Origin of the sequence: Pseudomonas sp. D1-36, from assembly GCF_051132205.1 — a bacterium.
Classification (GTDB): domain Bacteria; phylum Pseudomonadota; class Gammaproteobacteria; order Pseudomonadales; family Pseudomonadaceae; genus Aquipseudomonas.
Map to the genome: position 1 here is coordinate 889,700 of NZ_CP071674.1, position 18,267 is coordinate 907,966.

Annotated in this window: 18 protein-coding genes and 3 tRNA genes; 19 read left to right on the forward strand and 2 right to left on the reverse strand. The window is 58.7% G+C overall.

Going from position 1 to position 18,267, the window contains the following annotated elements:
• The first annotated feature begins 1 nt into the window (after position 1).
• Both greA and J3P76_RS03960 read left to right on the forward strand, forming a co-directional pair.
• Positions 2-478, forward strand: a complete 477-nt coding sequence (greA, locus tag J3P76_RS03955; RefSeq protein WP_420765659.1) for a transcription elongation factor GreA — start codon at positions 2-4, stop codon at positions 476-478.
• 28 nt (positions 479-506) lie between these two features.
• Positions 507-911 (forward strand): MFS transporter, encoded by a 405-nt coding sequence (locus J3P76_RS03960; RefSeq protein ID WP_420765582.1) that lies wholly within the window; start codon positions 507-509, stop codon positions 909-911.
• Positions 912-921: 10 nt separating this feature from the next.
• Here J3P76_RS03960 and J3P76_RS03965 read toward each other — a convergent pair whose 3' ends face one another.
• A complete protein-coding gene (locus J3P76_RS03965) occupies positions 922-1,230 on the reverse strand; it encodes a YhbY family RNA-binding protein (RefSeq protein ID WP_181287543.1) in 309 nt (102 codons plus the stop codon).
• Positions 1,231-1,337: 107 nt separating this feature from the next.
• On the opposite strand from J3P76_RS03965, the gene rlmE reads away from it, so the two are divergent.
• From rlmE to J3P76_RS04050, 17 genes are all read left to right on the forward strand, one after another.
• The gene (gene rlmE / locus J3P76_RS03970) at positions 1,338-1,988 is read left to right on the forward strand and encodes a 23S rRNA (uridine(2552)-2'-O)-methyltransferase RlmE (RefSeq protein WP_039592319.1); all 651 of its coding nucleotides are present in this window, start codon (positions 1,338-1,340) and stop codon (positions 1,986-1,988) included.
• Positions 1,989-2,180: 192 nt separating this feature from the next.
• Entirely contained in the window at positions 2,181-4,091 is a 1,911-nt protein-coding gene (gene ftsH / locus J3P76_RS03975) for an ATP-dependent zinc metalloprotease FtsH (protein ID WP_434701577.1), read from the forward strand.
• Between the two features lie 8 nt (positions 4,092-4,099).
• A complete protein-coding gene (gene folP, locus J3P76_RS03980) occupies positions 4,100-4,951 on the forward strand; it encodes a dihydropteroate synthase (protein WP_434607838.1) in 852 nt (283 codons plus the stop codon).
• 16 nt (positions 4,952-4,967) lie between these two features.
• On the forward strand, positions 4,968-6,305 hold the full coding sequence (glmM, locus tag J3P76_RS03985; protein ID WP_420765579.1) for a phosphoglucosamine mutase: 1,338 nt from the start codon (positions 4,968-4,970) through the stop codon (positions 6,303-6,305).
• 66 nt (positions 6,306-6,371) lie between these two features.
• Positions 6,372-7,127, forward strand: coding sequence for a triose-phosphate isomerase (gene tpiA, locus J3P76_RS03990; RefSeq protein WP_420765578.1), 756 nt, complete (start codon positions 6,372-6,374; stop codon positions 7,125-7,127).
• A 4-nt stretch (positions 7,128-7,131) separates the two neighbouring features.
• Positions 7,132-7,515, forward strand: coding sequence for a preprotein translocase subunit SecG (gene secG, locus J3P76_RS03995; protein ID WP_420765658.1), 384 nt, complete (start codon positions 7,132-7,134; stop codon positions 7,513-7,515).
• A 21-nt stretch (positions 7,516-7,536) separates the two neighbouring features.
• A tRNA-Leu gene (locus tag J3P76_RS04000) sits at positions 7,537-7,622 on the forward strand.
• Positions 7,623-7,719: 97 nt separating this feature from the next.
• Positions 7,720-7,796 (forward strand) — tRNA-Met (locus J3P76_RS04005).
• 136 nt (positions 7,797-7,932) lie between these two features.
• On the forward strand, positions 7,933-8,391 hold the full coding sequence (rimP, locus tag J3P76_RS04010) for a ribosome maturation factor RimP (protein ID WP_420765577.1): 459 nt from the start codon (positions 7,933-7,935) through the stop codon (positions 8,389-8,391).
• 59 nt (positions 8,392-8,450) lie between these two features.
• Entirely contained in the window at positions 8,451-9,932 is a 1,482-nt protein-coding gene (gene nusA / locus J3P76_RS04015; RefSeq protein ID WP_420765576.1) for a transcription termination factor NusA, read from the forward strand.
• A 27-nt stretch (positions 9,933-9,959) separates the two neighbouring features.
• A complete protein-coding gene (infB, locus tag J3P76_RS04020) occupies positions 9,960-12,479 on the forward strand; it encodes a translation initiation factor IF-2 (protein ID WP_434607835.1) in 2,520 nt (839 codons plus the stop codon).
• 159 nt (positions 12,480-12,638) lie between these two features.
• Positions 12,639-13,040, forward strand: coding sequence for a 30S ribosome-binding factor RbfA (gene rbfA / locus J3P76_RS04025; RefSeq protein ID WP_181287552.1), 402 nt, complete (start codon positions 12,639-12,641; stop codon positions 13,038-13,040).
• A 3-nt stretch (positions 13,041-13,043) separates the two neighbouring features.
• The gene (gene truB / locus J3P76_RS04030) at positions 13,044-13,961 is read left to right on the forward strand and encodes a tRNA pseudouridine(55) synthase TruB (RefSeq protein WP_420765573.1); all 918 of its coding nucleotides are present in this window, start codon (positions 13,044-13,046) and stop codon (positions 13,959-13,961) included.
• Positions 13,962-14,104: 143 nt separating this feature from the next.
• A complete protein-coding gene (gene rpsO, locus J3P76_RS04035; protein ID WP_011332409.1) occupies positions 14,105-14,374 on the forward strand; it encodes a 30S ribosomal protein S15 in 270 nt (89 codons plus the stop codon).
• A gap of 194 nt (positions 14,375-14,568) precedes the next feature.
• Positions 14,569-16,674 (forward strand): polyribonucleotide nucleotidyltransferase, encoded by a 2,106-nt coding sequence (gene pnp / locus J3P76_RS04040; RefSeq protein ID WP_420765572.1) that lies wholly within the window; start codon positions 14,569-14,571, stop codon positions 16,672-16,674.
• 127 nt (positions 16,675-16,801) lie between these two features.
• Positions 16,802-16,874: transfer RNA gene (locus J3P76_RS04045), tRNA-Thr, on the forward strand.
• Between the two features lie 135 nt (positions 16,875-17,009).
• A complete protein-coding gene (locus J3P76_RS04050; RefSeq protein WP_420765571.1) occupies positions 17,010-17,315 on the forward strand; it encodes a DUF6388 family protein in 306 nt (101 codons plus the stop codon).
• A 38-nt stretch (positions 17,316-17,353) separates the two neighbouring features.
• Here J3P76_RS04050 and nadC read toward each other — a convergent pair whose 3' ends face one another.
• Positions 17,354-18,202, reverse strand: a complete 849-nt coding sequence (gene nadC, locus J3P76_RS04055) for a carboxylating nicotinate-nucleotide diphosphorylase (RefSeq protein WP_434607831.1) — start codon at positions 18,200-18,202, stop codon at positions 17,354-17,356.
• Positions 18,203-18,267: the final 65 nt, after the last annotated feature.

The window sequence follows — 18,267 nt, forward strand, 5'->3', positions numbered from 1 at the left end:
CATAACCAAGTACCCCATGACCGTTCAGGGCGCTCGCGCCCTGGAAGAAGAGCACGCTCACCTGACCAAGGTCGAGCGTCCTCGCTTGAGCCAGGCCATCGGTGAGGCCCGTGAACTGGGCGACCTGAAGGAAAACGCCGAATACCACGCTGCCCGTGAAGAGCAGGGCATGGTCGAGGCGCGTATCCGTGACATCGAAGGCCGTATGCAGAACGCGGTGATTATCGATGTCACCACGATCCCGCACACGGGCAAAGTGATTTTCGGCACCACCGTGGAAATCGCCAACGTCGAGACTGATGAAAGCGTCACTTACCAGATCGTTGGTGAGGACGAGGCGGACATCAAGCTCGGCAAGATTTCAGTCGGTTCCCCTATCGCCCGTGCCTTGATTGCCAAGGAAGAGGGTGACGTGGTTGCCGTGAAGACGCCTGGCGGTGTCATCGAGTATGAGATTGTCGAAGTCCGTCATATCTGAACGAAGGCGCCCGCTGCGAGCGGGCGCCATGATCTGGCAGCTCGCCCAGATGTTGTGGGTGGGCGGCGTCTGGTTGCTGCACATCGGTCTGCTGCCGGTACTGGGCAAAATTGGCCTGGCGCCGCTGCTTATCGATGAAATCGCGAGCATGCTGACGGCGCTGCTGGTGGGATTTTCCGCAGCGTGCGTGCTGTTTCAGGCTCTGGTGTTGGTTCAGGCTGAGGGTTTTGTCAGTCTATGGCGCGACATTCGTGGGCAATTGCTGCTCATGTCGTTGTACGCATGCGGAATGTTCCTGGCGGTGCGTCTCGGTTGGCCAAGTGCAACGCAGTGGCAGGTATTCAGTTACCTGATACTGGGCTTTTCCGGATTGGTGCTAGTGTTGCAACCGGTTCCCGGCTGGAGCGGCAGGGTGTGCGAAGCACACCCTTGACCCTTTGGTATCACTTGAAGCGGTGAACGTTCGACAATTGCTTGTTGACGCTGAAGTTCTTGCGGTAAATCAGCGCCATCTTGCCGATGACCTGCACGAGGTCTGCCTTTCCGACTTTACACAGTTCGGCAACGGCAGCCAGGCGGGCTTCGCGGTCGAGGATGTTGAGCTTGATCTTGATCAGCTCGTGATCGCCCAAGGCGCGTTCCAGTTCGGCGAGCACACCCTCAGTCAAACCGTTATCAGCCACAGTCAAAACCGGTTTCAGATGGTGGCCAATGGATTTGTATTGTTTCTTCTGCTCTTGAGTGAGCGGCATAATCTGACCCCTGCGTCTGATCTTGTAAAAAGCGGCGGCCAGTTTACCCGAGCGAGTCCGGGACCGCCCAGTTAATCACGACGCGATTTATTTTTTAGAGGTGGCCCGTGGCCCGTTCCAAGACTAGCCAGAACTGGCTCAAAGAACATTTCAACGACCCGTACGTCAAAATGGCGCAAAAAGACGGCTATCGTTCGCGCGCCAGCTATAAATTGCTGGAGATCCAGGAAAAAGATCGCCTGATTCGTCCTGGCATGACCGTGATCGATCTCGGCGCAGCGCCGGGAGGCTGGTCGCAAGTGACCAGTCGTCTGATTGGCGGCCAGGGGCGGCTGATCGCTTCCGATATCCTGGAAATGGACGGCATCCCCGATGTCACCTTCATCCAGGGCGACTTCACGGAAGACGCGGTGTTGGCGAAAATCCTGGAGGCCGTCGGAAATACCGAAGTCGACCTTGTGATTTCCGATATGGCCCCCAATATGAGTGGATTAGCGGCTGTCGACATGCCTCGTGCGATGTTTTTGAGCGAGCTGGCCCTGGATCTGGCTGGGCGGGTTCTGCGTCCGGGTGGTGACTTCCTGATCAAGGTTTTCCAGGGTGAGGGCTTCGATGAGTACCATAAGGGTATCCGCAAGCTGTTCGACAAAGTGCAGATGCGCAAGCCGTTGTCGTCCCGTGACCGTTCTCGCGAGCAGTACCTGCTGGCGCGTGGGTTCCGCGGGATTGAAGGCGCTGCCAGTGATGAGCGTCTTTAATCAGGGGCGATAGTTTTTTTTGTCTCGCCTTGAAAATGGCAGGTAACGAAAATTCCGCGAGTCAAAGTTTCACAAAGGGTTACAGACGGCGCCTGCCAAGTCGCAGGTAATGTAGTAAGTTAGGCCGGTGAATATCATGCGAAGCGCGCGCCAGTAGCGGAGCTTGCTTCAGAGGGTAGTTAATTGAACGATATGGCAAAGAATCTGATCCTGTGGTTGATCATCGCTGCTGTCCTTGTGACCGTGATGAACAACTTCTCCAGCCCTAACGAGCCGCAGACCCTCAACTATTCCGACTTCCTCCAGCAGGTCAAGGAAGGCAAGGTCGAGCGCGTAGCCGTTGATGGCTATGTGATTACCGGCAAGCGCGCCGATGGCGACACTTTCAAGACCATTCGTCCGGCTATCCAGGACAACGGCCTGATTGGCGACCTGGTGGACAATCATGTCGTGATCGAAGGCAAGCAGCCCGAGCAGCAAAGCATCTGGGCCCAGCTTCTGGTCGCCAGCTTCCCTATCCTCGTGATCATTGCGGTGTTCATGTTCTTCATGCGCCAGATGCAGGGTGGAGCCGGAGGCAAGGGCGGGCCGATGAGCTTCGGCAAGAGCAAGGCTCGGCTGTTGTCCGAAGATCAGGTCAAGACCACCCTTGCCGACGTCGCGGGTTGCGATGAGGCGAAGGAAGAAGTGGGTGAGCTGGTCGAGTTCCTGCGCGATCCGGGCAAGTTCCAACGCCTGGGTGGCCGCATCCCACGTGGTGTGCTGATGGTTGGCCCGCCGGGTACAGGTAAAACGCTGTTGGCCAAGGCGATTGCCGGCGAAGCGAAAGTACCGTTCTTCACGATTTCCGGCTCCGACTTCGTCGAAATGTTCGTCGGCGTGGGCGCCAGCCGTGTTCGTGACATGTTCGAACAAGCCAAGAAACACGCGCCGTGCATCATCTTCATCGACGAAATCGACGCGGTCGGTCGTCACCGTGGTGCTGGTATGGGTGGTGGTCACGACGAACGTGAGCAAACCCTCAACCAGTTGCTGGTGGAGATGGACGGTTTTGAAATGAACGACGGCATCATCGTGATTGCCGCCACCAACCGTCCTGACGTGCTTGACCCCGCGCTGTTGCGTCCAGGTCGTTTCGACCGCCAAGTCGTGGTGGGGCTGCCAGACATCCGCGGTCGCGAGCAGATCCTGAAGGTCCACATGCGCAAGGTGCCAATGGGTGACGATGTCGCTCCAGCGGTCATCGCCCGCGGTACGCCGGGTTTCTCCGGTGCGGATCTGGCGAACCTGGTAAACGAAGCGTCGTTGTTCGCGGCCCGTTCCGGCAAGCGCGTCGTTGAAATGAAAGAGTTCGAATTGGCCAAGGACAAGATCATGATGGGCGCCGAGCGCAAATCGATGGTCATGTCGGAAAAGGAAAAGCAGAACACGGCTTACCACGAGGCGGGTCACGCTATCGTCGGTCGAGTGGTGCCTGAGCATGATCCGGTTTACAAGGTTTCGATCATCCCGCGCGGTCGCGCGCTGGGTGTGACGATGTTCCTACCGGAAGAAGACCGCTACAGTCTCTCCAAGCGTGCCTTGATCAGCCAGATCTGTTCGCTGTACGGCGGTCGTATCGCTGAAGAGATGACGTTGGGTTTCGATGGCGTGACGACTGGTGCGTCAAACGACATCATGCGTGCCAGCCAGATTGCGCGAAACATGGTGACCAAGTGGGGCTTGTCCGAGAAGCTCGGGCCGCTGATGTATGCCGAGGAAGAAGGCGAAGTGTTCCTTGGCCGCGGTGGCGGTGGTCAACATGCAAGCTTCTCCGGTGAGACTGCCAAGCTGATTGACACTGAAGTTCGCAGCATCATCGACCACTGCTACGGCACGGCGAAGCAGATCCTCACGGACAATCGCGACAAGCTGGATGCGATGGCTGATGCCTTGATGAAATATGAAACCATCGATGCCGAGCAGATCGACGACATCATGGCAGGCCGCACGCCACGTGAGCCTCGGGATTGGTCCGGTGGCACGGGTGCCTCAGGTACGCCTCCGGCGGTGCAGGGCGAGCGCCCGGAAACACCCATCGGCGGCCCGGCTGCCGACGTTTAAGGCTTGAAATGACTTCTGTTCAGTCCTCGACCCGGTTGCCTTGCGGCAACCGGGTTCTTGATTTGGCCCGTGTGCATGTCATGGGCATCCTCAATGTCACTCCAGATTCCTTTTCCGATGGTGGGCGCTTCAGTCAGCTCGACGCTGCGTTGCGACATGCGCAAGCCATGGTCTGCGCTGGCGCGACGTTGATCGATGTTGGCGGAGAGTCCACTCGTCCCGGTGCGCGGGCGGTTTCGCCTACGGAAGAGCTGGAGCGAGTGGCGCCGATTGTCGAGCGCATCCATCGCGAGCTCGACGTCGTCATCTCAGTCGATACGTCCACGCCGGCAGTCATGCGGGAGGCGGCGCGCTTGGGGGCGGGGCTTATCAATGATGTTCGCTCCTTGCGTCGAGATGGCGCTCTGGATGCGGCCGCCGCTACGGGCCTGCCGGTTTGCCTGATGCATATGCTGGGCGAGCCTGGAACCATGCAGGACGACCCGCATTATGACGACGTGACCAAGGAGGTGGGCGAGTTCCTGGCGGAGCGCATGAACCAGTGCGCTGCCGTGGGCATTCCCGCCGAGCGCATTATCCTTGACCCTGGATTCGGTTTTGCGAAGACAGTGGCCCACAATCTAAGCCTGTTCAAACATATGGAAGCCTTGCATGCCCTTGGGCGACCCTTGTTGGTTGGGGTTTCGCGAAAGAGCATGATAGGCAACGCCCTGGGGCGTCCGGTAGGAGAGCGCCTCTATGGAGGTCTCGCCCTGGCGGCCCTGGCCATTACGAAAGGCGCGCGTATATTACGGGTGCATGATGTGATCGAAACAATGGATGTCGTGCGGATGATCGCCGCGGTGGATTCAGCCGAATAAGAATGATGGAGCACTTATGAGCAAAAAATACTTTGGCACCGACGGTATCCGTGGTCGGGTCGGCGAATACCCCATTACCCCCGATTTCATGCTCAAGCTTGGCTGGGCTGCCGGCATGGCGTTCCGAAAGATGGGGGCCTGCAAGGTCCTGGTCGGAAAGGACACGCGCATATCCGGCTACATGTTCGAATCGGCCCTTGAGGCCGGCCTGACCTCCGCAGGTGCCGATGTCATGCTGCTCGGACCGATGCCCACACCTGCCATTGCCTACCTGACGCGTACATTCCAGGCGCAGGCTGGCATTGTGATCAGTGCGTCGCATAACCCTCATGACGACAACGGCATCAAGTTCTTCTCCGGCAAGGGCACCAAGCTGCCGGACGAAATCGAACTGATGATTGAAGAGTTGCTGGACGCGCCCATGACGGTCGTCGAGTCGAGCAAGATCGGCAAGGTATCCCGGATCAACGACGCATCGGGTCGCTACATCGAATTCTGCAAAGGCAGTGTTCCAACCGGTACCAGTTTTTCGGGGCTGAAGATCGTTGTCGATTGTGCCCATGGAGCAACCTACAAAGTTGCACCGAGCGTTTTTCGAGAGCTGGGCGCCGAGGTGGTGGTGCTTTCTGCCCAGCCTAACGGGCTGAACATCAACCATAACTGCGGTTCGACCCACACCGAGGCATTGCAGGCGGCTGTACTGGCTGAGCATGCGGATCTCGGTATCGCCTTTGACGGTGATGGCGACCGAGTGCTGATGGTCGATCACACCGGTACGGTTGTCGACGGTGATGAGCTGCTGTTCATTATTGCTCGTGATTTGCACGGTCGGGGCAAGCTGCAAGGTGGTGTTGTCGGGACATTGATGAGCAACCTCGGACTTGAGCTGGCCCTGGCTGACCTGGATATCCCCTTCGTGCGCGCCAATGTGGGCGACCGCTACGTGATTTCCGAGCTGCTGGAGCGCAGTTGGGTGATTGGTGGTGAGAACTCGGGGCACATCGTTTGCTTCGACCATACCACCACCGGTGATGCGATCATTGCCGCGTTGCAGGTGCTGATGGCGCTCAAGGCGCGCAACGAAGGGCTCGCCCAGTCGCGCCAGGCGTTGCGCAAGTGTCCGCAGGTATTGATCAACGTACGTTTCGGTGGCGGTGTGAATCCACTCGAACACACGATGGTCAAGCAAGCCAGCGAGCGAGTGACCCAGGCGATGGCTGGGCGCGGAAGGGTTTTGTTGCGCAAGTCAGGGACAGAGCCTTTGGTGCGTGTAATGGTCGAAGGCGAGGATGAAGCACAGGTCCGTGGTTATGCCGAAGAGTTGGCAAAACTCGTTACTGAAGTTTCTGCCTGAATTCGGCTTGCCAGTCATGAAACGGTTGGGTAACATCTGCGCCCACTTTGACCGACGAGGTACAGCATGCGTCGCCCTATGGTAGCTGGTAACTGGAAGATGCACGGTACCCGCGCCAGCGTCGCTGAGCTGATCAAAGGCCTTCGTAGTCTGGCCTTGCCAAGCGGTGTTGATGTCGCGGTATTCCCGCCTTGCCTGTATATCAACCAAGTGGTTGATGGCTTGAAAGGCAAGTCGATTTCGATCGGTGCGCAGAACTCTGCGGTGGAATCCATGCAAGGCGCGTTGACCGGTGAGATTGCACCGAGCCAGCTCGTTGATGCAGGTTGTTCGCTGGTTCTGGTAGGGCACTCCGAGCGCCGCATGATCATGGGCGAGCAGGATAAAGCCCTGATCCGCAAGTTTGCTGCGGCCCAGGCCTGTGGCCTTGTTCCGGTGCTGTGCGTAGGGGAGACCCTGGAACAGCGTGAATCCGGGCAGACGCTTGAAGTGGTAGGGCGCCAACTGGGTAGCATTATCGAGGACCTGGGTGTCGGAGCCTTTGCCAAGGCGGTCATCGCTTACGAGCCTGTCTGGGCCATTGGTACCGGACTGACGGCTTCGCCGCAGCAGGCGCAGGATGTGCACGCCGCCATCCGAGCGCAGCTGGCGGCAGAAAATTCTGAAGTGGCACGAGGTGTGCGGCTTCTATACGGCGGCAGCGTGAAGGCGGCCAATGCGGTCGAACTGTTCGGCATGCCGGATATCGATGGGGGGCTCATTGGTGGAGCGTCCCTGAATGCAGATGAGTTCGGTGCGATCTGTCGCGCCGCGGGAAACTGAAAAAATGCTGGAAACAGTCGTAGTCGTTTTTCATCTGCTGGGCGCGCTGGGTGTTGTCGCTCTCGTATTGCTGCAGCAGGGTAAAGGTGCGGATGCTGGTGCGTCTTTTGGTGCAGGTGCTTCAAATACTGTATTCGGAAGCCAAGGTTCCTCTACCTTTCTTAGTAAGTTTACTGCTATACTCGCCGCCGGTTTCTTCATAACCAGCTTAGGGTTAGGTTACTTTGCTAAAGAGAAGGCTCATGAGCTGACTCAGGTAGGTTTGCCAAACCCAGCGGTGTTGGAAGCGCCAAAGCAACAACCGGTTTCTGATGATGTCCCGGTGCTTCAAGAGCAAAAGTCGGCCAACTCGGCGACTGACGTGCCTCCAGCTCAAGAGCAGAAGTAGGAAAGTTTCAAACGCTGTATTGCCGAGGTGGTGGAATTGGTAGACACGCAACCTTGAGGTGGTTGTGCCCATAGGGTGTAGGGGTTCGAGTCCCCTTCTCGGTACCAATTATCAGGAGAGCCCGCTATTGCGGGCTTTCTTGTAGGTGGAAGGGTTACATTGACCCTATAAGGGATCGGTCGTATACTTCCGCCCCAGCTTTGTCGCGGGATGGAGCAGCCTGGTAGCTCGTCGGGCTCATAACCCGAAGGTCGTCGGTTCAAATCCGGCTCCCGCAACCAGTTTCAGGGCCCCTTCCAAGGGGCTTTTTGTTAGCTGGACACTTTACAACGCCGCTGTTCAACGGCGTTTCAAGGATGGGCGTTTCGCCCATTTTTTATTTTGCACAGCATGCACTACATGCACGAGGGGGTTCAGGTGTCGAGCAAGCTAGAAGAGTTGCAGGCCTTGTTGGCCCCGGTGGTCGTGGCCCTAGGCTATGAATGCTGGGGTATTGAGTTTTCGGCTCAAGGTCGCCACTCAATGTTGCGCGTTTATATTGATAAAGAAGGCGGTGTGCTGGTGGACGATTGCGCCATTGTCAGCCGTCAGATCAGCGGTGTGCTGGATGTTGAAGATCCAATCACATCCGAATACACCCTTGAAGTTTCCTCGCCTGGCATGGAGCGCCCTCTGTTCACCCTTGAGCAGTTCGCTTTGTTTGCCGGTGAACAAGTGAAAATCAGGCTGCGCTCGCCTTTCGAAGGTCGACGCAACTTCCAAGGCCTTCTACGCGGTGTAGAAGAGCAGGACGTCGTGGTTCAAGTAGATGAACACGAATTCCTGTTGCCGATCGATATGATCGACAAGGCCAACATTATTCCCAGTTTTGACTGATACGTGCCAGATACTGCGGATCCCGCGGATCCAATGGCTTGCGAAAGGCGAGGCGTACGATGAGCAAAGAAGTACTGCTGGTTGTTGAGTCGGTATCCAATGAAAAGGGCGTACCGGCTAACGTTATTTTTGAAGCGCTGGAGCTGGCCCTGGCCACTGCTACCAAGAAGCGGTTCGAAGACGAAGTTGATCTGCGTGTGGAAATCAATCGCCACACCGGTGCCTACGAGACTTTCCGTCGCTGGACGGTAGTCGAGGAAGAGGACCTGGACGATCCGGCTATCGAAACCTGGCCGAGCAAGGTCGCGGAAACGCACCCGGGCGCCAAGGTCGGCGATGTCGTCGAAGAAAAAATCGAATCCATCGAGTTCGGTCGCATCGCTGCACAGACTGCCAAGCAGGTCATTGTGCAGAAAGTTCGCGAAGCCGAGCGCGCACAAGTTGTTGACGCTTATCGCGAGCGCCTGGGAGAAATCATCTCCGGCACCGTGAAAAAAGTGACACGCGACAACGTGATCGTCGACCTGGGCAACAACGCCGAAGCGTTGCTGGCCCGTGAAGACATCATTTCTCGCGAAACCTTCCGGGTCGGCGTGCGTTTGCGCGCGCTGCTCAAGGAAATCCGCACCGAGAACCGGGGCCCGCAGCTGATCCTGTCGCGTACCGCGCCGGAAATGCTGATCGAGCTGTTCCGCATCGAAGTGCCGGAAATTGCTGAAGGTCTGATCGAAGTCATGGCCGCGTCCCGTGATCCGGGTTCGCGCGCCAAGATCGCGGTCCGCTCCAAGGACAAGCGCATCGACCCGCAAGGTGCCTGCATCGGCATGCGTGGTTCGCGTGTCCAGGCCGTATCCGGCGAGTTGGGCGGCGAGCGTGTGGACATCGTCCTCTGGGACGACAACCCGGCTCAGTTCGTGATCAATGCCATGTCGCCTGCTGAAGTGGCGGCAATTATCGTCGACGAAGATGCCCACGCCATGGACATCGCCGTTGGCGCAGACAATCTCGCTCAGGCCATCGGTCGCGGTGGTCAGAACGTGCGTCTGGCCAGCCAATTGACTGGCTGGACCCTGAACGTGATGACCGAATCGGACATCCAGGCTAAGCAGCAAGCTGAAACCGGCGACATCCTGCGCAACTTCATCGAAGAGCTTGAAGTCGATGAAGAGCTGGCGCAGGTGCTGGTGGATGAGGGCTTTACCAGCCTGGAAGAGATTGCCTACGTACCGGTGGAAGAAATGCTCAACATCGACGGCTTTGACGAGGAAATCGTCAACGAGCTTCGCGCTCGGGCCAAGGATCGTTTGTTGACCAAAGCCATCGCTACTGAGGAAAAGCTGGCAGACGCCCATCCGGCCGAAGACCTGCTCTCGCTTGAGGGCATGGACAAGGATTTGGCGATGGAACTGGCGGTGCGCGGCGTAATTACCCGCGAAGACCTGGCCGAGCAGTCTATTGACGACCTGCTCGACATCGACGGCATTGACGATGATCGTGCCGGCAAGTTGATCATGGCCGCCCGAGCCCACTGGTTCGAGTAATTAGGCGCGGCCTGAGGAGAGAAGTGCATGACGCAAGTCACGGTGAAACAACTGGCCGATGAGGTCAAAACACCGGTAGAGCGCCTGTTGCAGCAGATGCGTGAGGCAGGTCTGCCGCACACCGCCGCCGAGGAACATGTGACCGACAGTGAGAAGCAGTCCCTGCTGACTCACTTGAAGAGCAGTCACAAGGCGAAAGTGGAAGAACCGCGCAAGATCACACTGCAGCGTAAAACCACCAGCACCCTGCGTGTTGCCGGTAGCAAAAGCATCAGCGTTGAAGTACGCAAGAAGAAAGTCTTCGTACAGCGCAGCCCGGAAGAAATCGAAGCCGAGCGCAAACGCGAACTGGAAGAACGTCGTGCAGTGGAAAATGCTGCTCGCCAGAAGGCTGAAGAAGAAGCCAAGCGTCGCGCTGAAGAAGAAGCGCGTCGCCAGCCTGCTGCTGCGCAACCCGCTCCAGTCGAAGCTGTCGAGGCTGCGGCCCCGGTAGCCGAGCCTGTGCGTGAAGCCGCACCGGTCGCGGCACTAGCGCCGGCTCCGGCCGACACTCGCAAGCGCGATGAGCAGCGTCGTCCCGACAAGCCACGTGCCGACGACAACCGTCGTGGCGGTAACGATGGCGAGCGCAAGAATGCTCCTCATCGTGCTTCGGTCAAGGAAAAGGCGCCGGCTCCACGCGTTGCGCCTCGTACTACCGACGAAGAAAGCGATGGCTTCCGTCGCGGCGGTCGCGGCAAGGCCAAGCTGAAGAAACGCAACGCCCACGGTTTCCAGAGCCCTACCGGCCCTGTCGTGCGCGAAGTGAAGATCGGCGAGACCATCACTGTGGGCGACCTGGCCCAGCAGATGTCGGTCAAGGCTGCTGAAATCATCAAGTTCATGTTCAAGCTGGGTACCCCGGCCACCATCAACCAGGTACTGGATCAGGAAACTGCCCAGCTGGTCGCCGAAGAACTGGGCCACAAAGTGACCCTGGTCAGCGACACCGCCCTGGAAGATTCCCTGGCCGAGTCGCTGAAGTTCGAAGGTGAAGCGGTCGCCCGTGCGCCGGTCGTGACCGTCATGGGTCACGTTGACCATGGTAAGACGTCGCTGCTCGACTACATTCGTCGCGCCAAGGTTGCGGCGGGCGAGGCTGGCGGTATTACCCAGCACATCGGCGCCTACCACGTTGAAACCGACCGCGGCATGGTGACGTTCCTCGACACCCCGGGTCACGCCGCGTTTACCGCGATGCGTGCCCGTGGTGCCAAGGCCACCGACATCGTTATCCTGGTGGTCGCGGCGGACGACGGCGTCATGCCGCAAACCATCGAAGCTGTTCAGCATGCCCAGGCAGCTGGCGTGCCGCTGGTGGTTGCAGTGAACAAGATCGACAAGCCGGGCGCTGATCTCGATCGCATCCGCAGCGAACTGTCGGTTCACGGCGTGACCTCTGAAGAGTGGGGTGGCGACACTCCATTCGTCCCGGTTTCCGCGAAGATGGGTACTGGCGTCGACGAACTGCTCGAAGCCGTCCTGTTGCAGGCCGAGGTTCTGGAATTGACCGCTACGCCTTCGGCTCCAGGCCGTGGCGTGGTGGTTGAATCGCGCCTCGACAAGGGCCGCGGCCCGGTGGCGACCGTGCTCGTCCAGGACGGTACCCTGCGCCAAGGCGACATGGTGCTGGTCGGTTCGAACTATGGCCGCGTGCGCGCCATGCTCGACGAGAACGGCAAGCCAATCAAGGAAGCCGGTCCGGCTATCCCGGTCGAGATCCTCGGCCTGGACGGTACTCCGGACGCTGGCGACGAAATGAGCGTTGTGGCTGACGAGAAGAAAGCCCGTGAAGTCGCGCTGTTCCGTCAAGGCAAGTTCCGCGAAGTCAAGCTGGCCCGTGCTCACGCCGGCAAGCTGGAGAACATCTTCGAGAACATGGGCCAGGAAGAGAAGAAGACGCTCAACATCGTCCTCAAATCCGACGTCCGTGGCTCGCTGGAAGCTTTGCAGGGCGCTCTGAACGGCCTGGGTAACGACGAAGTGCAAGTGCGCGTGGTCGGTGGCGGTGTCGGTGGTATCACCGAATCCGACGCCAACCTGGCACTCGCCTCCAACGCTGTACTGTTTGGCTTCAACGTGCGTGCCGATGCCGGTGCTCGCAAGATCGTCGAGCAGGAAGGCCTGGACATGCGTTACTACAACGTGATCTACGACATCATCGAAGACGTCAAGAAAGCGTTGACCGGTATGTTGGGCAGCGACGTGCGGGAGAACATCCTGGGCGTGGCCGAAGTTCGCGATGTGTTCCGTTCGCCGAAGTTCGGTGCGATCGCCGGTTGCATGGTGATCGAAGGTGTCGTTCACCGTAACCGTCCTATCCGTGTATTGCGTGAAGACATCGTTATCTTCGAAGGCGAGCTGGAATCCCTGCGCCGCTTCAAGGATGACGCTTCCGAAGTGCGTGCCGGCATGGAGTGCGGTATTGGCGTCAAGAGCTACAACGACGTCAAGGTTGGCGACAAGATCGAAGTCTTCGAGAAGGTCCAGGTTGCTCGCAGCCTCTGACTCGCGCACTTCAAGAGCCGCATCGGGCAGCCGCATGAACATGCGCTGCCGTGCAGGCGGACTCTAAACGCAACGCCCGGTCTGGCTTTTGCCAGGCCGGGCGTTTGCCGCTTTCAGACCTCGCGGGTTTCACCGTGGGGCAGTAACAGGTAACAAGACATGGCAAAAGAATACAGCCGTACCCAACGAATCGGCGATCAGATGCAGCGCGAGCTGGCCCAACTGATCCGTCGCGAAGTCAAGGACCCGCGCGTTGGCCTGGTCACCATTACCGCAGTGGAAGTCAGCCGTGACGTCGGTCATGCCAAGATTTTCATCACCGTGATGGGCCAGGACAGCGCCGAAGAAATCGCCCAGAGCATCAAGGTGCTCAACTCGGCCGCCGGCTTCCTGCGCATGCAGTTGGCCCGGGAGATGAAGCTGCGCAGCGTTCCGCAGTTGCACTTCCACTACGACGAAAGCGTCGTGCGAGGCGCGCATCTGTCAGCGCTGATCGAGCGCGCCGTGGCTGAAGACAGCCAGCACCCGGCTGCGGCTGAACCCGAAGACACCAAGGAGTAACCGGTGGCTCAGGTCAAACGTATCCGTCGTAACGTCAGCGGTATCATCCTGCTCGACAAACCGTTGGGATTCACCTCCAACGCAGCCCTGCAGAAGGTTCGCTGGTTGCTCAACGCCGAGAAGGCTGGCCACACCGGTAGTCTCGATCCGCTGGCTACTGGCGTGCTGCCCCTGTGTTTCGGCGAGGCGACCAAGTTCTCCCAGTACCTGCTCGATTCCGACAAGGGTTATGAAACCCTGGCGCAGTTAGGCAAGACCACCACCACGGCGGACGCCGAAGGTGAGGTTTTGCTGGAACGCCCGGTGACCGTTGGTCAGACGGATATCGAGGCGGTCTTGCCGAAGTTTCGCGGGCAAATCAGTCAGATACCGCCGATGTACTCTGCCCTCAAGCGCGATGGACAGCCGTTGTACAAACTGGCCCGTGCAGGTGAAGTAGTGGAGCGTGAACCGCGTTCTGTTACTATTGCGCGCTTGGAATTGCTGGCCTTTGACGGTAATACTGCACGGCTAGCCGTGGATTGCAGCAAAGGCACCTATATCCGTACCCTGGTGGAGGATATCGGCGAGCAACTCGGCTGTGGCGCGTACGTGGCAGAATTGCGGCGGACCCAGGCCGGGCCTTTCACGTTAGCCCAGACGGTCACGTTGGAAGAGCTCGAAGCCGTGCATGCCGAAGGCGGGAATGAAGCGGTCGACCGCTTCCTGATGCCGTCGGACAGCGGTTTGCTCGACTGGCCGCTGCTGCAGTTCTCTGAACACAGTGCGTTCTACTGGCTCAACGGCCAGCCGGTACGTGCCCCGGATGCGCCGAAGTTCGGCATGGTTCGGGTACAGGATCACAATGGTCGCTTCATCGGTATCGGTGAAGTGAGCGAAGACGGGCGCATTGCGCCACGTCGATTGATTCGGTCGGAATGACCGGAACCAGCCTGCGTAACAACAGGCTGGCGAGTGTGGCTGTTAACAGGCACGGTCACTACTCATTTATAGATACAGGGATTTGTCCCTGGCCTGTTGAAGCTGTTTCATTGAAACAGTTTCCTGACTAAAAGGATTGCCTCATGGCTCTCGACGTTCAAGAAAAAGCTCAAATCGTAGCTGACTACCAGCAAGCTGTTGGTGACACTGGTTCGCCAGAAGTGCAAGTTGCACTGCTGACCGCCAACATCAACAAACTGCAAGGTCACTTCAAGGCCAACGGTAAAGATCACCACTCCCGTCGTGGTCTGATCCGCATGGTAAACCAGCGCCGTAAACTGCTGGACTACCTGAAAGGCAAGGACGTGAGCCGTTACAGCGCTCTGATCGCTCGCCTGGGTCTGCGTCGCTAATAAGCGATTGCGCTAGAGGTTGGTGGTCTGTCGTACGTCAGGGGTTTCCCGTTGGCGCATGGCAGGCTCCCAGCCTCAAGTTTTATCTGGATGCACGTTTTACCCTGGACAGTTGCCGGGCCGATTCCCGTCATTGCCCAAGAATTTCGCAAGAAGACAAGTTCCCCCAAGAGCCACAAAGAAGGTAGGACACCGTGAACCCGGTAATCAAAAAATTCCAGTTCGGTCAGTCGACCGTTACCCTCGAGACCGGCCGTATCGCCCGTCAGGCCTCCGGCGCAGTGCTGGTCACCGTTGACGACGACGTCAGCGTATTGGTGACCGTTGTCGGCGCCAAGCAAGCCGATCCAGGCAAGGGCTTCTTCCCTCTGTCTGTCCACTACCAGGAAAAGACTTACGCAGCCGGTAAGATCCCTGGCGGTTTCTTCAAGCGCGAAGGCCGTCCTTCCGAGAAAGAAACCCTGACTTCACGACTGATCGACCGTCCGATCCGTCCGCTTTTCCCAGAAGGCTTCATGAACGAAGTGCAGGTCGTCTGCACCGTCGTGTCCACCAGCAAGAAGACCGATCCGGACATCGCTGCGATGATCGGTACCTCGGCTGCCCTGGCCATCTCCGGCATTCCTTTCGATGGCCCGATCGGCGCTGCCCGCGTCGCCTTCCACGAAAGCACCGGCTACCTGCTGAACCCGACCTACGAGCAGTTGAAGGCATCGAGCCTGGACATGGTCGTGGCCGGTACTTCCGAAGCCGTGCTGATGGTTGAATCCGAAGCCAAAGAACTGACCGAAGACCAGATGCTGGGCGCCGTGCTGTTCGCCCACGACGAGTTCCAAGTGGTGATCAACGCCGTCAAGGAACTGGCCGCCGAAGCCGCCAAGCCAACCTGGACCTGGGCGCCACAGCCAGAAGCCACCGAGCTGCTGGGCGCGATCCGTGCCGAGTTCGGCGACGCGATTTCCCAGGCCTACACCATCACCATCAAGGCCGACCGTTATGCGCGTCTGGGCGAGCTGCGTGACCAGGTCGTCGCCAAGTTCTCCGGCGAAGAAGGCCAGCCATCGGCCAGCGACGTGAAGGCTGCGTTCGGTGAAATCGAATATCGCACCGTTCGCGAAAACATCGTCAACGGCAAGCCGCGTATCGATGGTCGCGACACCCGCACCGTACGTCCGCTGAACATCGAAGTCGGCGTTCTTCCGAAGACCCACGGTTCGGCACTGTTCACCCGTGGCGAGACCCAGGCACTGGTCGTTGCAACACTGGGCACCGCCCGTGACGCGCAACTGCTGGACACCCTGGAAGGCGAAAAGAAAGACCCGTTCATGCTGCACTACAACTTCCCTCCGTTCTCGGTGGGCGAGTGTGGTCGCATGGGTGGCGCCGGTCGTCGCGAAATCGGCCACGGCCGTCTGGCCCGTCGTTCGGTCCAGGCCATGCTGCCAGCCGCTGACGTGTTCCCGTACACCATCCGCGTGGTATCGGAAATCACCGAATCCAACGGCTCGAGCTCGATGGCTTCGGTCTGCGGCGCTTCCCTGGCCCTGATGGACGCTGGTGTGCCGATGAAGGCTCCGGTTGCCGGCATCGCCATGGGTCTGGTTAAAGAAGGCGAGAAGTTCGCTGTCCTGACCGACATCCTGGGTGACGAAGACCACCTGGGCGACATGGACTTCAAAGTGGCCGGTACCGCCAAAGGCGTCACCGCACTGCAGATGGACATCAAGATCAAAGGCATCACCGAAGAGATCATGGAAATCGCCCTGGGCCAAGCCCTGGAAGCGCGCCTGAACATCCTCGGCCAGATGAACCAGATCATCGGTCAGTCCCGCACCGAGCTGTCGGAAAACGCTCCGACCATGATCGCGATGAAAATCGACACCGACAAAATCCGTGATGTCATCGGTAAAGGCGGCGCGACCATCCGTGCGATCTGTGAAGAAACCAAGGCCTCGATCGACATCGAAGACGACGGTTCGATCAAGATCTTCGGCGAAACCAAGGAAGCGGCGGAAGCAGCACGCCAGCGCGTCCTGGGCATCACCGCCGAAGCCGAGATCGGCAAGATCTACGTCGGCAAGGTTGAGCGCATCGTCGACTTCGGCGCGTTCGTCAACATCCTGCCGGGCAAGGACGGCCTGGTTCACATCTCCATGCTGAGCGATGCTCGTGTCGAGAAAGTGACCGACATCCTGAAAGAAGGCCAGGAAGTGGAAGTGCTGGTACTGGACGTGGACAACCGCGGCCGTATCAAGCTGTCCATCAAGGACGTCGCGGCAGCCAAGGCATCGGGCGTTTAATCACTCCCTCGCTTAGCCGCTGAACAAGCAAACGCCCCGACTGGTTCGGGGCGTTTTGCTGTGCGCGCAAAAATCATTTTTGCCGCGGGTTGCCTGCCCTCTGGCTCAATGCTAGGTTTAGCCCCACGCCCGTGTAGCTCAGTCGGTAGAGCAGCGCACTCGTAACGCGAAGGTCGCAGGTTCGATTCCTGTCTCGGGCAAAGTCACACTTGTTTTCAGATGATCCCCCGAATGGTTCTGAAGGCCAGGTAAACCGGGCTTCCAACGGCTTCCTGCGTCAGAGAGATCCTTGATGATCCAGATCCATCTTCCATTCCCAGATCAGCGAGAACGCCATGACCGTTAAAGAATTGAGTCAAGAAGCCAGACACCAAGAAGCCCTGGAAAAGTACTTGAACGAAACGCCGCAGCTGCGGGATGAGATCAAGGACCTACCCGCCGATGATCAGAAAGACCAGATCCAATGGGCGTTCGAAGACGAGGCCGAAGCCCAGGGGCTACAGCCTTGGGAGTTGACGCTCAAATACACCAGCACGCCTGAAGAGTTCGAGGCGCAGCGCCTTGCCTTGCACAAGGAGGCTGCCGAGGTGTTGGGTGTGGAATGGGATGAATATTGCGAGATGAACAATCTGGTGGTCTGAAGAAAACGCCAGCCTTTTGAGGCTGGCGTTTTTCGTTATCAGAGGCTCAAGCGCATCGACAAATCCACGGCCTTCACATCCTTGGTCATCGCACCGATAGAGATGTAATCCACTCCGGTCTCGGCAATCGGGCGCAACGTGCTCTCGTTGATGCCGCCGCTGGCTTCCAGCTTGGCCTTGCCGCCGTTCAGACGTACCGCTTCGCGCATGTCGTCCAGGCTCAGTTCGTCGAGCATGATGATGTCGGCACCTGCCGCCAGCGCTTCTTTCAATTCCGCCAGGCTTTCGACTTCGACTTCCACCGGTTTACCCGGTGCGATCTGCTGGGCGGCGCTGATGGCCTGGGCAATCCCGCCGCAAGCGGCAATGTGGTTTTCCTTGATCAGGAACGCGTCGTACAGGCCGATGCGGTGGTTGTGACAGCCACCGCAGGTCACGGCGTACTTCTGGGCCAGACGTAGCCCAGGCAACGTTTTGCGAGTGTCCAGCAGCTTGACCTGGGTATCGGCGACGAAGTCGGCCAGGTAGCGAGCCCGGGTGGCAACGCCCGATAGCAACTGCAGGAAATTCAGCGCGCTGCGTTCGCCCGTCAGCAGTGAGCGGGCCGGGCCTTCGAGGTGGAACAGGGCTTGGTCAGGGCTCACGCGGTCGCCGTCATGTACTTGCCAATGCACCGCGACACGTTGGTCCAACTGCCGGAACACTGCATCCACCCAAGCCGTGCCGCTGATGATCGCTGCTTCACGGGTGATGATGGTGGCCTTGGCCAGGCGTTCGGCGGGGATCAGTTGCGCGGTGATGTCGCCGCTGCCGATGTCTTCCAACAGCGCGCGGCGCACATTGGCTTCGATTTCGGCGGTCAGGTCGGCGAGATGTAGATTCGGCATAACAGGCTCCACGAACAAAGTGGCCGGATTATATCCGCTTGGCACCTGTTGGCTTGCATTTGGTC